A 16,502-nucleotide genomic window follows, 5' to 3' on the forward strand; every position below is an offset into this window, starting at 1 on the left:
GGGGCGTGACCTTTTCCTCGCAATCCTAGCGCCCCTGCCGGCACCCGTGCGCTATCGGTTCAATAGCGCGTGGTTATCTCTGTGAGCCACGCTGGCGAAGCGTCGATGATCGCCGTTTCCAGCCGCTTGTCGAAGCCGCTGACGATCGCCAATCCGACCGCGATCAACAGCGAGCCGAGCACCAGCTTGCCGCCCTTGCCGGCCCCCGAAAGGCGGCCGCGCCAGCGCAGCATCGTATCGCGCGAGAACAGCCCGAGCAGCAGCAGCGGCAGCGCCGCGCCGAGACCGAAGGCGAGCATGACGAGCGAGACCTGGCCGAGATCTTTGCCCTGGGAGGCGAGCACCGAGGCGGCGCCCAGCGTCGGACCCACGCACGGGCTCCAGACGGCGCCGAGCAGCAGCCCGAGCGCGAACTGGCCGTGCAGGCCGCCGGTGCTGAAGCTGCCGAAGCTGCTCTCGGCCCAGCCGCCAATGGGGGCTGCGACAGTGGCAAATTGCGTCTGCAGCTGCGGCACCAGAAGGATCACTCCGATGCCGATGAGCAGCAGGGCGGCGAAGGTGCGGAAGAATCCCGCGTCGAGCCCGATTCCATAGCCGATGGTGGCGATGAACATGCCGACGGCGACGAACGAGATTGCGAGCCCCGTCGCAAGCGCCAGCGGGCCGAGCCTATGCTCCCCCACCGCCGTCGCCAGGACGATGGGAAGCAGCGGCAGAACGCACGGCGACAACGTCGAGAGAACGCCGGCGAGGAGGGCGAAGGTAGCGCTGCCGAGAAGCATGAGCGTGCGCCTAATTGAGTGCGGTGTTGATCAACGCCTCGATGGCGGAGGCTTGCGTATCACCGACGGAGCGGCCGGTTTCCTTGTCACCCTTGAAGGCGATCAGGGTGCTCTGCTGCCGCACGTTGAAGGTCTTCAGCGCATCGGTCTGGTTGTCGTAGTCGATCTTGAACAGCACGAGCGCGGCGTACTTTGCGTCATCCTTCAAAGCGCCGAGGACTTTCTGCTGCGCTTTGCAAGTCGGGCACCAGGGGGCAAAGGCATCGAGCAGGATGGATTTGCCCTCGCTCTGCGCCTGTTTGAACGCCGTCATGTCGAAGGGCTTTTCCTCGAATGCCCAACCCGTCCCGGCGGTGAACATCAGTGCCGTAACGACGATGGCGGCAATTTTGGTGAGACTTGCGGCGCGCATAGTTTTTCCTCCGAGGCGAGAGCGCGGGATGGTACCGACTGATACGCCGACGCAGGTGCGAAAGTTACAGGGGGCCGGGGCCAGGTCTGTGATGGCCGGAGGCGGGCAGCTGCAACGAGATATGGCAGCCGCGCTGCGGGGTTTCGACCGTCAGCGTTGCCCCGCAGGCTTCCGCAATGTCGCCGACGATCGCCAGACCCAGGCCCGCCGAGCCGGAGGAATCCAGCCGCCCGCCGCGCCGCAGCGCCTCCTGCGCCCGCGCCGCCGGGATGCCCGGGCCATCGTCGATCACGGACAGAACCACGGTGCCGTCCTTGGCCCGCGCGGTAACGATGACGGCGGAATTGGCATGCCGCGCTGCGTTCTCGGTGAGATTGCCGAGCGCCTCGGTGAGATCTTCGGGATCGATACGCGCCGTGAGCCCTGCCGGGACGTCGACCGTCCAAGCGAGGCGACTTCCCTCCGGCGTGCGCTCGATGACGCGCACCACGCGCTGCGCGATGGTCGCGACATCGGCGCTGGCGTTCGCGGCATCGGCAGCGCTGCGCGCGCGAGCGAGCTCGCGCTCCACGTGCCGTCGCATGGTAGCGGCGATGTCCTCGATCTCCTCGGCCAGCTCGCTGTCGCCCTTGGCACGCAAGCGCTCGGCGTCGCCACTCAAGAGCTGCAGCGGCGTCTTCAGACCGTGGGCGAGATCGGCGGCGCGCGCCCGCGCTTTCTCGATCTGCCGCTCGCGTGCATCGAGCAGGGTGTCGATCTCGCGGGCGAGGGGAAGCACCTCGTCGGGAAATCCGGTGCCAAGGCGGCGAGACTCCCCCGAGCCGATGGCGGCCAACTTGCGCCTAACCGCGGTCAGCGGCCGCAGGCCCAGGCTCACCTGCGCCCACGCCGCGGCCGTCAGCAGGACGGCAAGCACGAGCAGGAATGGCAATAGGGCGCCGGCGAAGTCGTGCACCGCATCGGTCAAGTCCGCATGATCGACGGCGACGGCGACGCGCGCCGTATGCGCGCCGAGCCGCGCTGGGAGGGTAATGTGCCGCTGCACTAGGTGCAGCGTCTGCTCGTCAGGTCCCGGGACATCGTAGGCGTGTAGCGCATCGTCCACCCGGCTCTCGGCCGGTAGCGCGACAGTGAAGTCCCACAGTGAGCGCGAGCGCAGTACTGGTCCGTTCGGCTCGACCGCTACCTGCCAGTAAAGACCCGACAAGGGGCGCTCGAAGCGCGCGTCGCTCGGCGGCTTCAGAACCGCGAGCCGTCCATCTGGGCCGGCGTCGATGCCGGCCATGAGTTGATCGAGATGGCTCGACATCTCCCCTTCGAGCCAGTGCTCGACGTGTCGCTCGAACAGTGCCGTGAGACCGATGGCCGCAAGCGCCAGGGCAGCGAGGACGAAGGCGGCGGCGCCGGCAAGCAAGCGCAAACGCAGCGAGCCGAAGCTCATGGGGCGGCATCCGGAACGAGATAGCCGAAGCCGCGACGCGTCTCGATGGCATCGGGGCCCAGCTTCTTGCGCAGGCGCATGATCAATGCCTCGAGCGCGTTGGCGTTACGCGCGTCATCGTCACCGTAGAGATGCTCGATCAGCTCGTGCGCCGGGACCACGCGGCCCTTGTGATGCATGAGATAGGCGACGAGGCGGTATTCGAGCGGCGAAGCCTGCACCGGCTCGCCGGCCACGAAGATGCGCATCTGGCGCGTGTCGAGGGAGAGGTCGCCCGCGGTGATGAGCGCGTTGGCGTGCCCTGCCGCGCGGCGTATCAACGCGCGCACGCGCGCCAACAGCTCCTCGGAGCGGAACGGCTTGGCCAGATAATCGTCGGCGCCGGCGTCGATGCCTTCGACGCGCTCTGGCCAGGCGCCGCGTGCCGTCAGCACCAGCACCGGCATGTTGCGTCCGGCCGCGCGCCAGCGCTTCAGCACCGTGAGCCCGTCCAGCTTCGGCAGCCCGAGGTCGAGCACTACGAGATCGTAAGCGTCGGTGTCGCCGCGGAACCAGGCATCCTCGCCATCAGCGGTAACGTCGCAGGTGTAGCCGGCAGCTTCGAGAGCGGCCTTGATGGCCTCGCTGATCCGCGGCTCGTCCTCGACGATGAGGAGGCGCATTAGTCATCGTCCTCGATCTTCAAGATCTTGCCCGTCGCCGCATCGGCCTTCACTTCCTGCACGCGGCCATCGGGGCGCAACTGCTTGACCTCGTACACATAGGTGCCGTCGTCGAGCTCCAGCTCGACCTCCACCATCTCGCCCGGTACGGCAGCCTTCACGGCATCGAGAATCTCCGCCAGCGGGCGGATGCGGCCCTCGCTGAGTAATTGCCGAGCCACCTCTGGCCCGACATCGTCGGCGCGCGCGTCGCCGGCTGCCAGCGCCAGCATGGCAGCGATCAAGTGCCGGCGAAGAAACGCAGGCATGGGCATGTCTCCAATGTGCAGGCCAATTGCTGACAACTCGCTGACGACCCGGGTCAGACCCGCGTCAGGCCACCCCGGGCATGGTGCGCCCGTCCCGGCGATCCCGCTGGTCGAACCCAGACGCAAACCGCAAGGAGATGCAACCCATGCGAGCCTACATCATAGCTCCGGTATTGGCGCTGGCCTTTGCCGCCTTTGCACCGGCCGTGGCCGACACGCCTCCCGGTGCACGCCTTAATGTGCCGCGCGAGCAGTGGCTGACCCCGACGCAGATCACCGAAAAGCTGACGGCTGCCGGCTACAAGGTGACCGAGATCGAGACTGATGACGGTGCCTACGAGGTCGAGCTCGTCGACAAGAACGGCGTCCGCGTCGAGGGATACGTGCACCCGGCGACCGGCGAGCTGCTGGTCGGCTACGACGACTGAGTGCGGCGGCGCCTTTCCCTCCCGACGCGGAGGGAAAGGCGGGCAGGCGAGCGCGACGCGCGGGTCGCCTAGAGAGCCCCAAGCGCGTCAGCGCCACAAGCCCAAATCTTCCCATTCGTGTTCCGGGATCTCGCCCCCGATCTCATAGCTGAAGGTCAGCGCCTTCATCTGATCCGGGCTCACGTCGCATTTGAATTTCAGCGCGTACCAGTGCGACTTGGCGCGCACAGCGCCGCCCTTGGCGGCCACCTGCGTGCCGCTGAAGGTAGCGCGCGCGGTGGTGCTGGTCGTCAGGCGGTCGGCCCTCGGCAGCTTGCCATCGCGCCGAATGGTGTCGATGCCCTTGATGATGCAAACCTGGTGCGCGCGCTCTTCCGGATCGAGCTTCTGAAGTTGCCGCTCGATGCTGCCCGCCTGCACCGCGAGCGGGTACAGGCACAGTACCGCCAGCGGGCCGAACCTGCGTGGCATGGATTTCCCCCCAATTGGCTTCGCCCTTCCCGGGCTTTTACTCTTTATCGCAACATGTCTGATGAGAGGAAAATCGGGCGTACTTGAGGCTTGACCCGGCGGGCCATAGGTCGCAGCGTTACGCCGGGTGGTCATCAACACATCGAGGGCGACACCGGGCCGGTGAGCAGGCTATTCGGCATACACCTGGGGGCGGCATGGCCGATGAGCTGATTCCGCTCGACGTTCGCGAGTTCATCCTCACGTATATCGAATCCATCGCCCACCTCGAGGCGCTGCTTCTCCTCGTGCACAAGTCCGAGGAGAAATGGACGGCCAGCAGCGTCGCCGCCCAGCTCTATATCGACGAGGAGCAAGCAAAGGCGGTTCTCGACCGGCTATGCGACAGCGGGCTCGCTGGCTGTAATCATGGCACCTACCGGTTCAACGACGAACCGCCAGGCCAGCGCGAAATGGTGGAGCGTCTGGCCACACTCTATTCCCGGCACCTCATTCCCGTGACCAACCTGGTGCACTCCAGGCCGTCCGGTATTCGGGCCTTTGCCGCGGCATTCAAATTGCGAAAGGATCGATGACACATGGGTCCTCTCATCTACGCATTGTGCGCCATCGCCGCCGCGACCTGCGCTTACCTTCTATTGCAAGCTTTCTGGAGGGGCGGCTATCGGTTGCTGTTGTGGAGCGGGTTGTGCTTCGTCGGCTTGACGCTCAACAATCTCATTCTGGTTGCCGACAAGATTATCGTGCCGCACATGGACCTGTCGCTGTGGCGCACGTCGGTTGCGCTGATCGCCATGACCATACTTCTGTATGGCCTCATTTGGGATGCCGAGTGATGGATCTCGAACTCTATCCGATGCTGATGGGTGCGGTGGCCATGGCCTCGCTGGTGGCAACGCTGTTCTTCATGCGCTTCTGGTGGCAGACGCACGATCCCCTCTTTCTCTTCTTTGCGGCGGCATTCGCTCTCGATTCGCTTACCCGAATTGCATTGGGGCTGAGCCACCCCTCGGACGAGCTCGAGCCGCTCTATTATCTCGTGAGGCTCGTGATGTTCGGGCTGATCATCGCCGCCATCGTGCACAAGAACCGCCCGCGCCGCTCACGCTGATCCCGGTTCCCTCGCGCGATCGGTCGTTCTTCTGCTTTGATCAACCGCGGCGCACCGCGTCGATCGGGGCCGATACCTTCGGCCGTCGCCAGTTAGGAAGGAAAACACTGGGTGCAGACCTATCTACGTTATGCAGCCGGAGCTCTCGGCGCCGTCGCGATACTGGTGCTGTTGCTGGCGCCATTGGCGTCGGTTCTCGTCGACACGTGGTCCCTCCGCGATCTCGAGAGCCGCTCCAAGCTGGTGTACCTTTCGATCAAGGACCAGGTGACCCGTCACCTCGCGTCAGGAAACGATTCCGATGTCGTCAGCCTGTTTGAAAGCCTGACGGCGGACGAGAAGCTTCTGGCGGTCGGCTATTGCGATGAAGCCGGCCAACTGCTTTTTGCGACCAAGCTCATGCCCGCGAAGTTTGCCTGTGGCTCGGCTCCGAGCGGCGAGGGTGGAACGTTCTCGACCATTGAAAATGAGGGGAGCAAGATCCTCGCGGCATCGTTCCCGGTGGCCGCACCGAAGGGAACGGGGCATCTCGTCGTCCTGCACGATCTCAGCTTCGCCGAGCGGCGCGCCGCCAAAGCCCGTCTGCATTGGGCTCTGGCGATAGCCGGGGCGGGGCTGGCCCTGGTCGCACTGGCAGCGCTGTCGGCGTTCCATCTGTCGCGCCAATGGCTGGGGGTCATACGACAGACCATTGCCGAGGCGGCAGGAGCACCCGCCTTCATTCCCAATGCGCCGCGCGCGGCGCCGCTCCTCGGCTCCGAGCTGCGCCAGCTCGTCCGCGACCTGCAGCGCGCGCCGCCGCTCGCCGAGGGCATCCAAGTCGAATGGTCGCCGCAGACTCTGAGGTTGCTGCTCGGCCACGAGCTGCCGAACGCCGAAGTCTTGGTGGTGTCGAACCGCGAGCCGTATATTCACAACAGAACCGGCGACGGCATTGAGATGCAGATTCCGGCAAGCGGCCTCGTTGCCGCGCTCGAGCCGGTCATGCGGGCATGCGGTGGCACCTGGGTTGCGCACGGCAGCGGATCGGCGGATCGCGAAACGGTGGATGCTCACGACCGCATCGCCGTCCCTCCCAGCGCACCCGCCTATACCCTGCGCCGCGTATGGCTGAGCGAGGATCAGCAGGCCGGATATTACTACGGCTTCGCCAACGAGGGCCTTTGGCCGCTGTGCCACATCTCGTTCGTGCCGCCGAATTTTCGCGAAGCGGACTGGCGGTCGTATCAGGAGGTCAATCGGCTCTTTGCCGAGGCCATAGCCAAAGAGGCGAGATCCGACGATCCGATCATCCTCGTCCAGGATTACCACTTCGCGGTCCTGCCCCGGCTGCTGAAAGAGCGACTGCCGCGCGCAACCATCCTCACCTTCTGGCATATTCCGTGGCCGAACGCCGAGACATTCAGCATCTGCCCGTTCAAGGAGGAGATCATCGGCGGATTGCTCGGAAGCACGATCCTCGGCTTTCACACGCAATTCCACTGCAACAATTTCCTCGAGACGGTGGATCGCTTCATCGAGGCACGTATCGATCGCGAGCGTGCATCCGTAACTTTCGGTGGGCATGAGACGATCGTTCGTCCCTATCCCATTTCCATCGAGTGGCCGCCTCAGGCGCTGGAAAAGCAAGCATCCGTCGACGAATGCCGGCGCAGCGTTCGCGCCGAGCTCGGCATCGGCGAGGACGTTCATATCGGCGTCGGCGTGGAGCGTTTCGATTATACCAAGGGCGTCCTCAATCGCATCCGCGCCATCGACGAGCTATTGACGAGGCACCCCGAATGGCGTGGCAGGTTCGTGTTCATCCAGGCGGCTGCTCCCTCGCGCAGCAAGCTCGATACCTATCGTCACCTGCAAGAGGAAGCCAAAGAGCTTGCAGGCGCCGTGAACGCCAAATACGGCGGCGCCGGCCCTGAGCCGATTCATCTGCTCATCCGCCACCACGAACCGGACGAAGTCTTCAAGCTGTTCCGCGCCGCCGATGTCTGCGTCGTCAGTAGTCTGCACGACGGCATGAACCTCGTTGCCAAGGAATTCGTCGCGGCGCGCGACGACGAGCGCGGCGTGCTGGTCTTGTCGCAATTCGCCGGTGCGTCGCGCGAGCTGGCGGAAGCGCTGATCGTCAATCCGTATGATGCCCACGGGCTGGGTGAGGCGATCGACGAGGCCCTCAACATGCCCCTAAACGAGCAGCGCGAGCGCATGCGGCTGATGCGCGCCCAGGTCAAGGAACGCAATGTTTATCGCTGGGCCGGGCAGATGCTTCTCGATGCGGCGCGCGTGCGCAAGCGCAGACGCATTGTCGACCTCGCCGAGCAGCGGCAACTCGGTGGCTGACAAGCCCGGGTGAGGACGACGCTGCCCGCTGCGGATCAGCGATTGAGGGCGACGACCAGGGCCTTCGGATTGCCGCCGTTGTCGCTGATGAAGCTCTGGAACAGATTATCGAGGAACGACGTCATCCAGAAGCCGATCACCTGCGCATCGCGCACCTTGTAGGTATTGCCGCGCTTCACGATCAGCCAGCGCACATCATAGCTCTCGCCGCTCACCAGCGTGATGCGGCTGTCGACGTAGGTGCCGCGCGCATCTTCTTTCGACTGGGCGGTGACGATGAAGCGCGCGACCGGATACTTCGGCGCCTCCTTCGAGGCGTAGCGGGCGATGAAGTTGATCATGCCGTTGTAATAGATCGGACGGTCGGTCTTCGGCAGGCTGCGCGCATAATCGCCCAGCGCGCTGAGGCCGATCGAGGGAACATCGGCGTTGGAATTGAGCACCATGGCGAACTGGGTGGTCGATCCCGAGCGCGAGGCGGCGAGCAGCTCGTTGCCGACGCGCTTCATGAAGCCGGCGGGGCTTTCCCTGCGTACGACCTCGACAGCGTCACCCGGAGGCGCCGCCTTCGAGGCCGGGGCCTGCGCCGAGGCGGTCACCGGAATTGCAAACAGTGCCATGCAGGAGAGCGCCAGCGCACGCAAGTAGCTTTGCCGCGGCACAGGTAAGGTCACGGTGCTCATCATACGGTTGGGCTCCCTCCTGAGGGCGTACGAACGATCAACGGCGGCGGCCGCAATACCGCCGGCCGGCCCTCGCCTCAGCTGCTTTATCAGCCATGTGAGGCATCTTTCAGTCAAAGGGTGGGCAGCGATAGCGTCGAATTTTTGGACGACGAGGGCGTCAGGCATGGGCGGCATCCGGTAATGGCGCGGTGGACAGTCGTGGCCATAGGCCCTTGAATCGATAGAGTTCGCTGGGTGCCACCTGCTTGTGGCCGAGCGGCGCCGCGACGCGGTCGACCTCGCTCTGCGATGTCCGCGGCGCCACACACAAGAGCACGGATTTCTCGCGCTGCGGATGGACGAGGATCAGCTCGTGGCGCGTGCCCGACAGCGATGCGCGCACGTGATGCGCAACGCCGGTGAAGGAGGCGAGCGGAGCCGACCATGCCCAGGTGCGGAAGTATCCGCCCTCCGTCACCGCGACCATGCCGTGCGCGATCTCGACAGTGCGCGTCGTCGCCAGCCGGTCGATGAGGCGCTTGGTCGGCAGGGCGACGAGATAGATGAGGAATCCGATGGCGGCGAGCACCTCCACGCCCTGCGCCGGATGCTGCTCGATCAGCGTGCGCGCGGCGGGCGAAAGCATGGCCTGCACGATGGCAACCGCGGCGAGGGTGACGGCGATGGTGCCGGGGATGACGAGGGTGAGGAGCACCGTCGCCGCGCGCTGCGAGCAGGTCTGGGTCAGGCGGAGCGGCAGTTCGGCAGGCATGGGAGGGTCGACCCGGTCGTAAATGGCAACGCGCATGGAATGTCCGCAATCGAGGAAATCTGGGAATCGAAGGTAAACGGGCGTGCTTACTTTCGGGTTAATCGGTGTGCCGAAATGACCATCCGATTGTGGCAAGCGCACATCGCTTGACACATAAACATATCTTTATATGATGCGGCAAAATGCGCGAGAAGGCGGCCGTGTCGGGATCCTTTGCCAGCGATGACATCGTGACGGCGCTCAAGGCAGCGGCCGAACCGACGCGCTTGCGCATTCTGCTGCTGCTTGCCGCCGGCGAGCTCAGCGTCAAGGACCTGACGCTGATTCTCGGCCAGAGCCAGCCGCGCATCAGCCGCCATCTGAAGCTGCTCGCCGAAGCAGGGCTGGTGGAGCGGTTCCGCGAGGGGAGCTGGGCTTATTTCCACGTTTCCGACCGCTCGTCCGGCGGCCGCCTCGCCCTCGATATTCTGGCGCTGGTCGATGAATCCGACCGCGTCGTGGCCCGCGACCGCGAGCGCGCCGACGCCCTGAAACGGGAGCGCGAAGCTTCGGCACAGGCCTATTTTCAGTCCCACGCTGCCGACTGGGACCGAATCCGCGCCCTGCATGTCGCCGAGCACGACGTGGAGCAGGCGATCGTCGAGGCGCTCGGCCGGGGCCCGTTCAAGCTCCTGGTCGATCTTGGCACCGGCACGGGGCGCATCCTGGAGCTGCTCGCCGACCGCTACGAGCGCGGACTGGGCTTCGATCTCAACAACGCGATGCTCGCCTACGCCCGCAGCAACCTCACGAAAGCGAAGTTGGCGCGGGCGCAGGTTCGTCATGGCGACATCTATGCCCTGAGCCTGCCTGACGGTGTGGCCGACGCCGTCGTCATGCACCAGGTGCTGCATTTCCTCTCCGATCCCGCGCTCGCCATTCGCGAGGCGGCGCGCGTCCTCGCCCCCGGCGGCCGGCTCCTCGTCGTCGACTTTGCCCCGCACGATCTCGAATTTCTGCGCGAGGAGCACGCCCACGACCGGCTCGGCTTTGCGTCGGCGCAGGTGGCGAATTGGATGCAAGACGCCGGCCTCGTGCCACGGCTGCAACGCGACCTGGCGCCGGCCGCGGCAGCCAGCCCGCAGGCGCTCACCGTCTCCCTGTGGCTCGGCGAGCGGCCGCTCGATGCGCAAGTGCAGAAGCTACCGGCGCGCGCCCGCGCATTACAGGAGGCCCCCTGATGCCTATGGTGTCCGAACGCAAGAGCCGGCTGCTCGGCGCTGGCGAGATCGACGTCTCCTTCGAATTCTTCCCGCCCAAGACGGAGAAGATGGAGGAGCAGCTGTGGTCGTGCATCGAGCGGCTGGCGCCGCTGCGGCCCGAGTTCGTGTCGGTGACCTACGGCGCCGGCGGCTCGACGCGCGAGCGCACGCACAACACGGTTGCGCGCATCATCAGAGAGACGGACTTGAAGCCCGCCGCGCACTTGACCTGCGTCACCGCCACCAAGGAAGAGGTCGATTCCGTCGCGCGCGCCTATTGGGACGCCGGCGTGCGCCACATCGTGGCGCTGCGCGGCGACCCGGCGGGCGGCCCCGGCACCAAGTACGAGCCGCATCCCGGCGGCTACATCAACGCCGCCGACCTCGTCGGTGGGTTGAAGCGCATCGCGCCCTTCGAAATTTCCGTCGCCGGCTATCCGGAAAAGCACCCCGAAAGCCCGACGCTGGCCGCCGACATGGACAACCTCAAAGCCAAGGTGGACGCCGGCGCCGATCGCATCATTACCCAGTTCGGGTTCGACAACGCCCACTACCTGCGCTTTCTGGAGCGCGCGCGCGCCGCCGGCATCTGGGTGCCGATCACCCCCGGCATCGTCCCCATTCACAATTTCAAGCAGGTCGCCGCCTTCGCCGCGCGCGCCGGCGCCAGCATGCCCTCCTGGCTCGCGCACCGCTTCGAGGGGCTCGAGGACGACGCGGCGACCGGTCACCTCGTTGCCGCGGCGGTGGCCACCGAGCAGGTGATGGACCTCGTCGACGAAGGGGTGAAGAAGTTCCATTTCTACACGCTCAATCGGGCGGACCTCGCCTACGCCATCTGCCATCTTTTGGGCTTGCGCCCGCACACGTCGCCCGCCCCCGCCAGGGCGCGCGCGGCGGGGTAAGGAGTTCGCATGCAGAGGAAACCCACCTACGCCGCGCTCGAGGCAGCCGCCGATCAGCGCATTCTCATCATCGATGGGGCCATGGGCACCATGATCCAGCGCTACAAGCTGGACGAGGCCGGCTATCGCGGTGCGCGTTTCAAGGACTGGCTGCGCGACATCAAGGGTAACAATGACATCCTGGTGCTGACGCAGCCGCAGATCATCGCTGCCATTCACGAGCAGTACCTGGAGGCCGGCGCTGACATCCTCGAAACCAATACCTTCAACGCCCAGCGCATCTCGCTCGCCGACTACGGCATGGAAGACCTCGCCTACGAGATCAACGTCGCGGCGGCCAAGATCGCCCGCGCCGCCGCCGACTTGTGGACGAAGAAGACGCCCGACAAGCCGCGCTTCGTCGCCGGCGCCGTCGGCCCCACCAATCGCACCGCCTCGATCTCACCCGACGTCAACAACCCCGGCTTCCGCAATATCAGCTTCGATGAGCTGCGCGAAGCCTACAAGGAGCAGGTGCGCGGGCTCATCGACGGCGGCGCCGACATCATCCTCATCGAGACGATCTTCGATACGCTCAACGCCAAGGCGGCGGGCGTCGCCACGCTCGAGGTGTTCGAGGAGAAGGGCATCGAATTGCCGATCATGATCTCCGGCACCATCACCGACCGCTCGGGGCGCACGCTGTCGGGGCAGACGGGCGAAGCCTTCTGGTATTCGATGCGGCACCTAAAGCCGTTCTCGATTGGGCTCAACTGCGCGCTGGGCGCCGAGCTGATGCGCCCCTATCTCGCCGAGCTGGCGGCGGAGGCCGATACGCGCATCTCCGCCTATCCCAACGCCGGCCTGCCCAATGCCATGGGCGAATATGACGAGACGCCGGACGACATGGCGTGCGAGATGGAGCCGTGGGCCAAGGACGGCATCGTCAACATCGTCGGGGGCTGCTGCGGCTCGACGCCCGATCACATCCACCACATTGCCGAGCACGTGAAGGCGTATCCGCCGCGCAAGATCCCGCACCTCGAGCCGAAGATGCGCCTCTCCGGCCTCGAGCCCTTCATCCACGGGTGATTGCCATGATCGCCAACTGCACGAATTGTGGTCGGCCAAACGGGATACTTGCCTGGGGTGAAACGGAGGCGAAGGCAGTTCCTATCTGCATCGACTGCTACGAGAAGTACCAGTCAATTCATCTGAAGACGCTGCACGCTTATCAGTACGCCGCGTGGGAAGCAGAACAGCAGATGAATGATCATTTTGAGTCTTTCGGAATGCGTGTTCATCGGAGACCTGCACCCCCCTCGCCGATGCCGAGCAACATCGGCAACACTATCAACTCGATAAGCGTCACCGACAGTCATGTTGGCACCATCAATACTGGAGCGATCGGCTCATTTGCACAGAGCGTGACCCAACTTAAGCAGGAAGGGCAGAGCGAACTCGCGACCAATCTCAATGACCTCATCACTGCGGTCTTGGGCGCACCTGAGTTCACTACCGCTGTCAAGAACGAGGTCATTGAGCTGCTGGGTTCGATTGCGGATCAGGCCAGTCAGCCGCAGCAAACTCGAAAGACGGCAATGGCGCGTGTTCTCTTAAAGCGGTTGAACGAGTTGCTCTCGGATGTGTCTACCGTCGGCAACCTCTGGCAGAGAGTGTCAGAGCTGTTGGCTGCTCTATTTTGATAACGCCCGTGCACGAGGCCGGAGAGACATAGAAGTCCAATGACTACAGCAAATGCGGCGCAAGTCTTCATCAACGTCGGCGAGCGCACCAACGTCACCGGCTCGGCCAAGTTCCGCAAGCTGATCGAGGCGGGCGACTATCAAGCCGCGCTCGCCGTCGCGCGCTCACAGGTCGAGAACGGCGCGCAGATTCTCGACGTCAACATGGACGAGGGCCTGCTCGATTCCGAAAGGGCCATGACGACGTTCCTCAACATGGTCGCCTCCGAGCCCGACATCGCGCGCGTGCCGATCATGATCGATAGCTCCAAGTGGAGCGTCATCGAGGCCGGCCTCAAGTGCGTGCAGGGCAAGGCCATCGTCAACTCCATCAGCCTCAAGGAAGGCGAGGCCGCATTCCTCGACCACGCCAAGAAGGTGCTGCGCTACGGCGCCGCCGTCGTCGTCATGGCCTTCGACGAGCAAGGCCAGGCCGACACCGCTGAGCGCAAGGTCGCCATCTGCGAGCGCGCCTACAAGCTCCTGACCGAGAAGGTCGGCTTTCCCCCCGAGGACATCGTCTTCGATCCCAACATCTTTGCCGTCGCCACCGGCATCGAGGAGCATTCGGGTTACGGGCTCGCCTTCATCGAGGCGGCGCGGCGCATCAAGGAGAAGATGCCGCTGGTGCACATCTCGGGCGGCGTGTCGAACCTGTCGTTCGCCTTCCGCGGCAACGAGCCGGTGCGCGAGGCCATGCACTCGGTGTTTCTCTACCACGCCATCCAGGCCGGCATGGACATGGGCATCGTCAACGCCGGGCAGCTGGCGCTCTATGACGACATCGATCCGGAGCTGCGCGAATTGTGCGAGGATGTCGTGCTCAACCGGCGTCCCGACGCAACAGACCGCCTCTTGGAGGCAGCGCCGAAGTTCAAGGGCGATGGCGGTGGCGCCAAGCCGAAAGAGAAGGATCTCTCCTGGCGCGAGGCCTCGGTGGAGCAGCGCTTAACGCACGCGCTGGTGCACGGCATCACCGACTTCATCGAGCAGGACACCGAGGAGGCGCGGCAGAAGGCGGATAAGCCGCTGCACGTCATCGAGGGCCCGCTGATGGCCGGCATGAACGTCGTCGGCGACCTGTTCGGCGCTGGCAAAATGTTCCTGCCGCAGGTGGTCAAGTCGGCGCGCGTCATGAAGCAGGCCGTCGCCTATCTGCAACCCTACCTGGAGGCGGAGAAGAAGGCCTCGGGTCTCGATCAGATGCCGGCGGCGGGCAGGGTGGTCATGGCCACCGTCAAGGGCGACGTGCACGACATCGGCAAGAACATCGTCGGTGTCGTGCTCCAGTGCAATAACTACGAGGTGATCGACCTCGGCGTAATGGTGCCGGCGGCGAAGATCCTCGAGACGGCCAAGCGCGAAAAGGCGGACATCATCGGCCTGTCGGGCCTCATCACGCCGTCGCTCGACGAGATGTGCTTCGTCGCCGCCGAGATGGAGCGCGAGGGCTTCGATTGCCCGCTGCTCATCGGCGGCGCCACGACGTCGCGCGTGCACACGGCGGTTAAGATCAGCCCCAACTACGAGAAGGGGCAGGCGATCTACGTGCTCGATGCCAGCCGCGCCGTCGGCGTCGTCTCCAAGCTGCTATCGGAGACTGATCGCCCCGCCTACGTCGGCGAAATCCGCGACGAGTACGTCAAGGTGCGCGAGGCGCACGTGCGCAACGAGGCCAACAAGCGGCGCATCCCGCTCACCGCCGCGCGCGTCAACAAGTTCGCCATCGACTGGTCGGGCTATAAGCCGCCGAAACCAACCTTCCTCGGCACCAAGGCGTTCGCCGACTACCCGCTCGCCGAGCTGGTGCCGTACATCGATTGGACGCCCTTCTTCCAGACGTGGGAGCTGACGGGGCGCTATCCCGCCATCCTCAAGGACAACAAGGTGGGCACGGAGGCGCAGAAGCTGTTCAACGACGCGCAGGAGATGCTGAAGCGCATGATCGCCGAGAAGTGGGTGCGCGCCTCGGGCGTCATCGGCTTCTGGCCTGCCAACAGCATCGGCGACGACATCGCGCTATTCACCGACGAGACGCGCAAGCAGCAGCTCGCGACGCTTTTTACGCTGCGCCAGCAGATCGTGCGCGACCCTTCACGCGAGCGCGCGCACACGGCGCTCGCCGACTTCGTGGCGCCGAGGGAGACGGGGCTTGCCGATTACGTCGGCGGCTTCGCGGTCACCGCCGGTCTCGGCGAGGAGGAGGCCATCAAGACGCGCATCAAGGCACACGACGATTATGGCCGCATCCTGTTGAAGGCGCTTTGCGACCGGTTGGCAGAGGCTTTCGCCGAGCGCATGCACGCGCGCGCGCGTCGCGAGTTCTGGGGCTATGCCGCGAGTGAGACGCTCTCCAACGAGGAGCTCATCGCCGAGAAGTATCGCGGCATTCGCCCTGCGCCCGGCTATCCGGCACAGCCCGACCACACGGAGAAGGGCACGCTGTGGCGTCTCATGGACGTTGAGCGCGCGGCCGGCATCGAGCTCACCGAGAGCTTTGCCATGTGGCCCGGCGCGTCCGTTTCTGGGCTCTACTTTGCGCACCCCGACAGCCATTACTTCGGCGTCGGCAAGGTCGAGCGCGATCAGGTCGAGGATTACGCCGCGCGCAAGGGCTGGAGCATCGAGGAGGCGGAGCGTTGGCTGGCGCCGGTGCTCAACTACGATCCGCGCGCGCTGCGCGAGGCGGCCGCCTGAACTTGCAGACGACAAAGGCGCGGAGCCAGCTCCGCGCCTTTGCTTTGATTCCACGGGTGCGTCTCGGAACGGGGGGAGTTGGAGACGCTCGCCGTCAGCTGCGATGCTTGCTTACACGACGCCGAATACGATCGCAGCGATGAGGCCAAAAGAGAGAAGCGCGGCAAGGACGTTCAGTCGGACCATGAGTTCCATTGTCGCCTCCAATTTGCGGCCGCCTTATGCTGGCGGCTCGATAACAGCACGGACAAACGCATTGGCCGTGCCGAGGTTCCGAACCTATGTGGCCGTGCAATCGCTTGCCAAGCGAAATATTTTTTGCAGTGCAGGGAGCCGATCGATTTAGGGCTGAATTCTACGAATGCGTTTTGGCTGGGCGATTGGGACACAGGTGTTGTTTGAACGCACATTTTTTGGTCCGAGCATGCCCCGGCGGCATGCAGATTGAGCAGAAATGCATCACTATGGCGGAGTGATCATGCGGGATGCGAGCGGCGCTGCGTGTTGCAGTGCGAGACAAGTTTGTGGGCTCGCCGCCGGGGGCGG

17 protein-coding genes and 1 pseudogene are annotated in these 16,502 nt (G+C 64.8%); 10 read left to right on the plus strand and 8 right to left on the minus strand.

Translation table 11 applies throughout. From position 1 onward, the window contains the following. Window positions 1-59 precede the first annotated feature (59 nt). The 5 genes from F9K20_RS16925 to F9K20_RS16945 form a co-directional block, all read right to left on the minus strand. Window positions 60-782, minus strand: a complete 723-nt coding sequence (locus F9K20_RS16925; RefSeq protein WP_291004501.1) for a cytochrome c biogenesis CcdA family protein — start codon at window positions 780-782, stop codon at window positions 60-62. Window positions 783-792: 10 nt separating this feature from the next. Next, window positions 793-1,194 carry a thioredoxin family protein gene (locus F9K20_RS16930; RefSeq protein WP_291004504.1) on the minus strand — a complete coding sequence of 134 codons (402 nt, stop codon included), beginning with the start codon at window positions 1,192-1,194 and terminating at the stop codon, window positions 793-795. Window positions 1,195-1,258: 64 nt separating this feature from the next. Next, the gene (locus tag F9K20_RS16935) at window positions 1,259-2,635 is read right to left on the minus strand and encodes a sensor histidine kinase KdpD (RefSeq protein WP_291004507.1); all 1,377 of its coding nucleotides are present in this window, start codon (window positions 2,633-2,635) and stop codon (window positions 1,259-1,261) included. After that, window positions 2,632-3,297 (minus strand): response regulator transcription factor, encoded by a 666-nt coding sequence (locus F9K20_RS16940; protein ID WP_291004510.1) that lies wholly within the window; start codon window positions 3,295-3,297, stop codon window positions 2,632-2,634. The genes F9K20_RS16935 and F9K20_RS16940 overlap by 4 nt, the downstream gene beginning before the upstream one ends. Further along, window positions 3,297-3,605, minus strand: a complete 309-nt coding sequence (locus F9K20_RS16945) for a PepSY domain-containing protein (RefSeq protein WP_291004513.1) — start codon at window positions 3,603-3,605, stop codon at window positions 3,297-3,299. Before F9K20_RS16945 ends, F9K20_RS16940 begins: the two co-directional genes overlap by 1 nt. A 146-nt stretch (window positions 3,606-3,751) precedes the next feature. Between F9K20_RS16945 and F9K20_RS16950 the strand changes: the two genes are divergently transcribed. Continuing rightward, complete coding sequence (locus tag F9K20_RS16950; RefSeq protein ID WP_291004516.1) at window positions 3,752-4,033, plus strand: PepSY domain-containing protein; 282 nt, start codon at window positions 3,752-3,754, stop codon at window positions 4,031-4,033. Window positions 4,034-4,120: 87 nt separating this feature from the next. Here the strand turns inward: F9K20_RS16950 and F9K20_RS16955 are convergent, their stop codons facing one another. Next, on the minus strand, window positions 4,121-4,504 hold the full coding sequence (locus F9K20_RS16955; RefSeq protein WP_291004519.1) for a DUF930 domain-containing protein: 384 nt from the start codon (window positions 4,502-4,504) through the stop codon (window positions 4,121-4,123). A gap of 197 nt (window positions 4,505-4,701) precedes the next feature. Here F9K20_RS16955 and F9K20_RS16960 point away from each other — a divergent pair, with 197 nt between their 5' ends. From F9K20_RS16960 to F9K20_RS16975, 4 genes are all read left to right on the plus strand, one after another. Beyond that, the gene (locus F9K20_RS16960) at window positions 4,702-5,079 is read left to right on the plus strand and encodes a hypothetical protein (RefSeq protein ID WP_291004522.1); all 378 of its coding nucleotides are present in this window, start codon (window positions 4,702-4,704) and stop codon (window positions 5,077-5,079) included. Between the two features lie 3 nt (window positions 5,080-5,082). Further along, a complete protein-coding gene (locus F9K20_RS16965; protein WP_291004525.1) occupies window positions 5,083-5,340 on the plus strand; it encodes a DUF5985 family protein in 258 nt (85 codons plus the stop codon). Continuing rightward, entirely contained in the window at window positions 5,340-5,615 is a 276-nt protein-coding gene (locus tag F9K20_RS16970; protein WP_291004528.1) for a DUF5985 family protein, read from the plus strand. Before F9K20_RS16965 ends, F9K20_RS16970 begins: the two co-directional genes overlap by 1 nt. Before the next feature lie 111 nt (window positions 5,616-5,726). Beyond that, window positions 5,727-7,952, plus strand: coding sequence for a trehalose-6-phosphate synthase (locus F9K20_RS16975; protein WP_291004531.1), 2,226 nt, complete (start codon window positions 5,727-5,729; stop codon window positions 7,950-7,952). Window positions 7,953-7,987: 35 nt separating this feature from the next. Here F9K20_RS16975 and F9K20_RS16980 read toward each other — a convergent pair whose 3' ends face one another. Both F9K20_RS16980 and F9K20_RS16985 read right to left on the minus strand, forming a co-directional pair. Continuing rightward, a complete protein-coding gene (locus F9K20_RS16980; RefSeq protein ID WP_291004534.1) occupies window positions 7,988-8,638 on the minus strand; it encodes an ABC transporter substrate-binding protein in 651 nt (216 codons plus the stop codon). Between the two features lie 157 nt (window positions 8,639-8,795). Next, entirely contained in the window at window positions 8,796-9,425 is a 630-nt protein-coding gene (locus F9K20_RS16985; protein ID WP_291004537.1) for a hypothetical protein, read from the minus strand. A gap of 146 nt (window positions 9,426-9,571) precedes the next feature. Here F9K20_RS16985 and F9K20_RS16990 point away from each other — a divergent pair, with 146 nt between their 5' ends. From F9K20_RS16990 to metH, 5 genes and pseudogenes are all read left to right on the plus strand, one after another. Further along, the gene (locus F9K20_RS16990; RefSeq protein WP_291004539.1) at window positions 9,572-10,609 is read left to right on the plus strand and encodes a metalloregulator ArsR/SmtB family transcription factor; all 1,038 of its coding nucleotides are present in this window, start codon (window positions 9,572-9,574) and stop codon (window positions 10,607-10,609) included. Beyond that, window positions 10,609-11,535 carry a methylenetetrahydrofolate reductase [NAD(P)H] gene (gene metF, locus F9K20_RS16995; protein WP_291004542.1) on the plus strand — a complete coding sequence of 309 codons (927 nt, stop codon included), beginning with the start codon at window positions 10,609-10,611 and terminating at the stop codon, window positions 11,533-11,535. Before F9K20_RS16990 ends, metF begins: the two co-directional genes overlap by 1 nt. Window positions 11,536-11,544: 9 nt before the next feature. Next, window positions 11,545-12,594, plus strand: a pseudogene (locus F9K20_RS17000) (homocysteine S-methyltransferase family protein); the annotation flags it as partial. Window positions 12,595-12,611: 17 nt separating this feature from the next. After that, complete coding sequence (locus tag F9K20_RS17005; RefSeq protein ID WP_291004545.1) at window positions 12,612-13,220, plus strand: hypothetical protein; 609 nt, start codon at window positions 12,612-12,614, stop codon at window positions 13,218-13,220. 39 nt (window positions 13,221-13,259) lie between these two features. Beyond that, window positions 13,260-15,956, plus strand: coding sequence for a methionine synthase (gene metH, locus F9K20_RS17010; protein WP_291004548.1), 2,697 nt, complete (start codon window positions 13,260-13,262; stop codon window positions 15,954-15,956). Window positions 15,957-16,502: the final 546 nt, after the last annotated feature.

Source organism: Hyphomicrobium sp. (genome assembly GCF_009026145.1).
Lineage (GTDB): Bacteria > Pseudomonadota > Alphaproteobacteria > Rhizobiales > Hyphomicrobiaceae > Hyphomicrobium_A.

What these genes read in the sequence shown, in the direction of transcription:
- F9K20_RS16930 (WP_291004504.1), bottom strand. Translation starts at nt 1,194, where the DNA reads ATGCGCGCCGCAAGTCTCACCAAAATTGCCGCCATCGTCGTTACGGCA.
- F9K20_RS16950 (WP_291004516.1), top strand. Translation starts at nt 3,752, where the DNA reads ATGCGAGCCTACATCATAGCTCCGGTATTGGCGCTGGCCTTTGCCGCC.
- F9K20_RS16925 (WP_291004501.1), bottom strand. Translation starts at nt 782, where the DNA reads ATGCTTCTCGGCAGCGCTACCTTCGCCCTCCTCGCCGGCGTTCTCTCG.
- F9K20_RS16945 (WP_291004513.1), bottom strand. Translation starts at nt 3,605, where the DNA reads ATGCCTGCGTTTCTTCGCCGGCACTTGATCGCTGCCATGCTGGCGCTG.
- F9K20_RS16935 (WP_291004507.1), bottom strand. Translation starts at nt 2,635, where the DNA reads ATGAGCTTCGGCTCGCTGCGTTTGCGCTTGCTTGCCGGCGCCGCCGCC.
- F9K20_RS16980 (WP_291004534.1), bottom strand. Translation starts at nt 8,638, where the DNA reads ATGATGAGCACCGTGACCTTACCTGTGCCGCGGCAAAGCTACTTGCGT.
- metH (WP_291004548.1), top strand. Translation starts at nt 13,260, where the DNA reads ATGACTACAGCAAATGCGGCGCAAGTCTTCATCAACGTCGGCGAGCGC.
- F9K20_RS16955 (WP_291004519.1), bottom strand. Translation starts at nt 4,504, where the DNA reads ATGCCACGCAGGTTCGGCCCGCTGGCGGTACTGTGCCTGTACCCGCTC.
- metF (WP_291004542.1), top strand. Translation starts at nt 10,609, where the DNA reads ATGCCTATGGTGTCCGAACGCAAGAGCCGGCTGCTCGGCGCTGGCGAG.
- F9K20_RS16960 (WP_291004522.1), top strand. Translation starts at nt 4,702, where the DNA reads ATGGCCGATGAGCTGATTCCGCTCGACGTTCGCGAGTTCATCCTCACG.
- F9K20_RS16940 (WP_291004510.1), bottom strand. Translation starts at nt 3,297, where the DNA reads ATGCGCCTCCTCATCGTCGAGGACGAGCCGCGGATCAGCGAGGCCATC.
- F9K20_RS16970 (WP_291004528.1), top strand. Translation starts at nt 5,340, where the DNA reads ATGGATCTCGAACTCTATCCGATGCTGATGGGTGCGGTGGCCATGGCC.
- F9K20_RS17005 (WP_291004545.1), top strand. Translation starts at nt 12,612, where the DNA reads ATGATCGCCAACTGCACGAATTGTGGTCGGCCAAACGGGATACTTGCC.
- F9K20_RS16990 (WP_291004539.1), top strand. Translation starts at nt 9,572, where the DNA reads ATGCGCGAGAAGGCGGCCGTGTCGGGATCCTTTGCCAGCGATGACATC.
- F9K20_RS16985 (WP_291004537.1), bottom strand. Translation starts at nt 9,425, where the DNA reads ATGCGCGTTGCCATTTACGACCGGGTCGACCCTCCCATGCCTGCCGAA.
- F9K20_RS16965 (WP_291004525.1), top strand. Translation starts at nt 5,083, where the DNA reads ATGGGTCCTCTCATCTACGCATTGTGCGCCATCGCCGCCGCGACCTGC.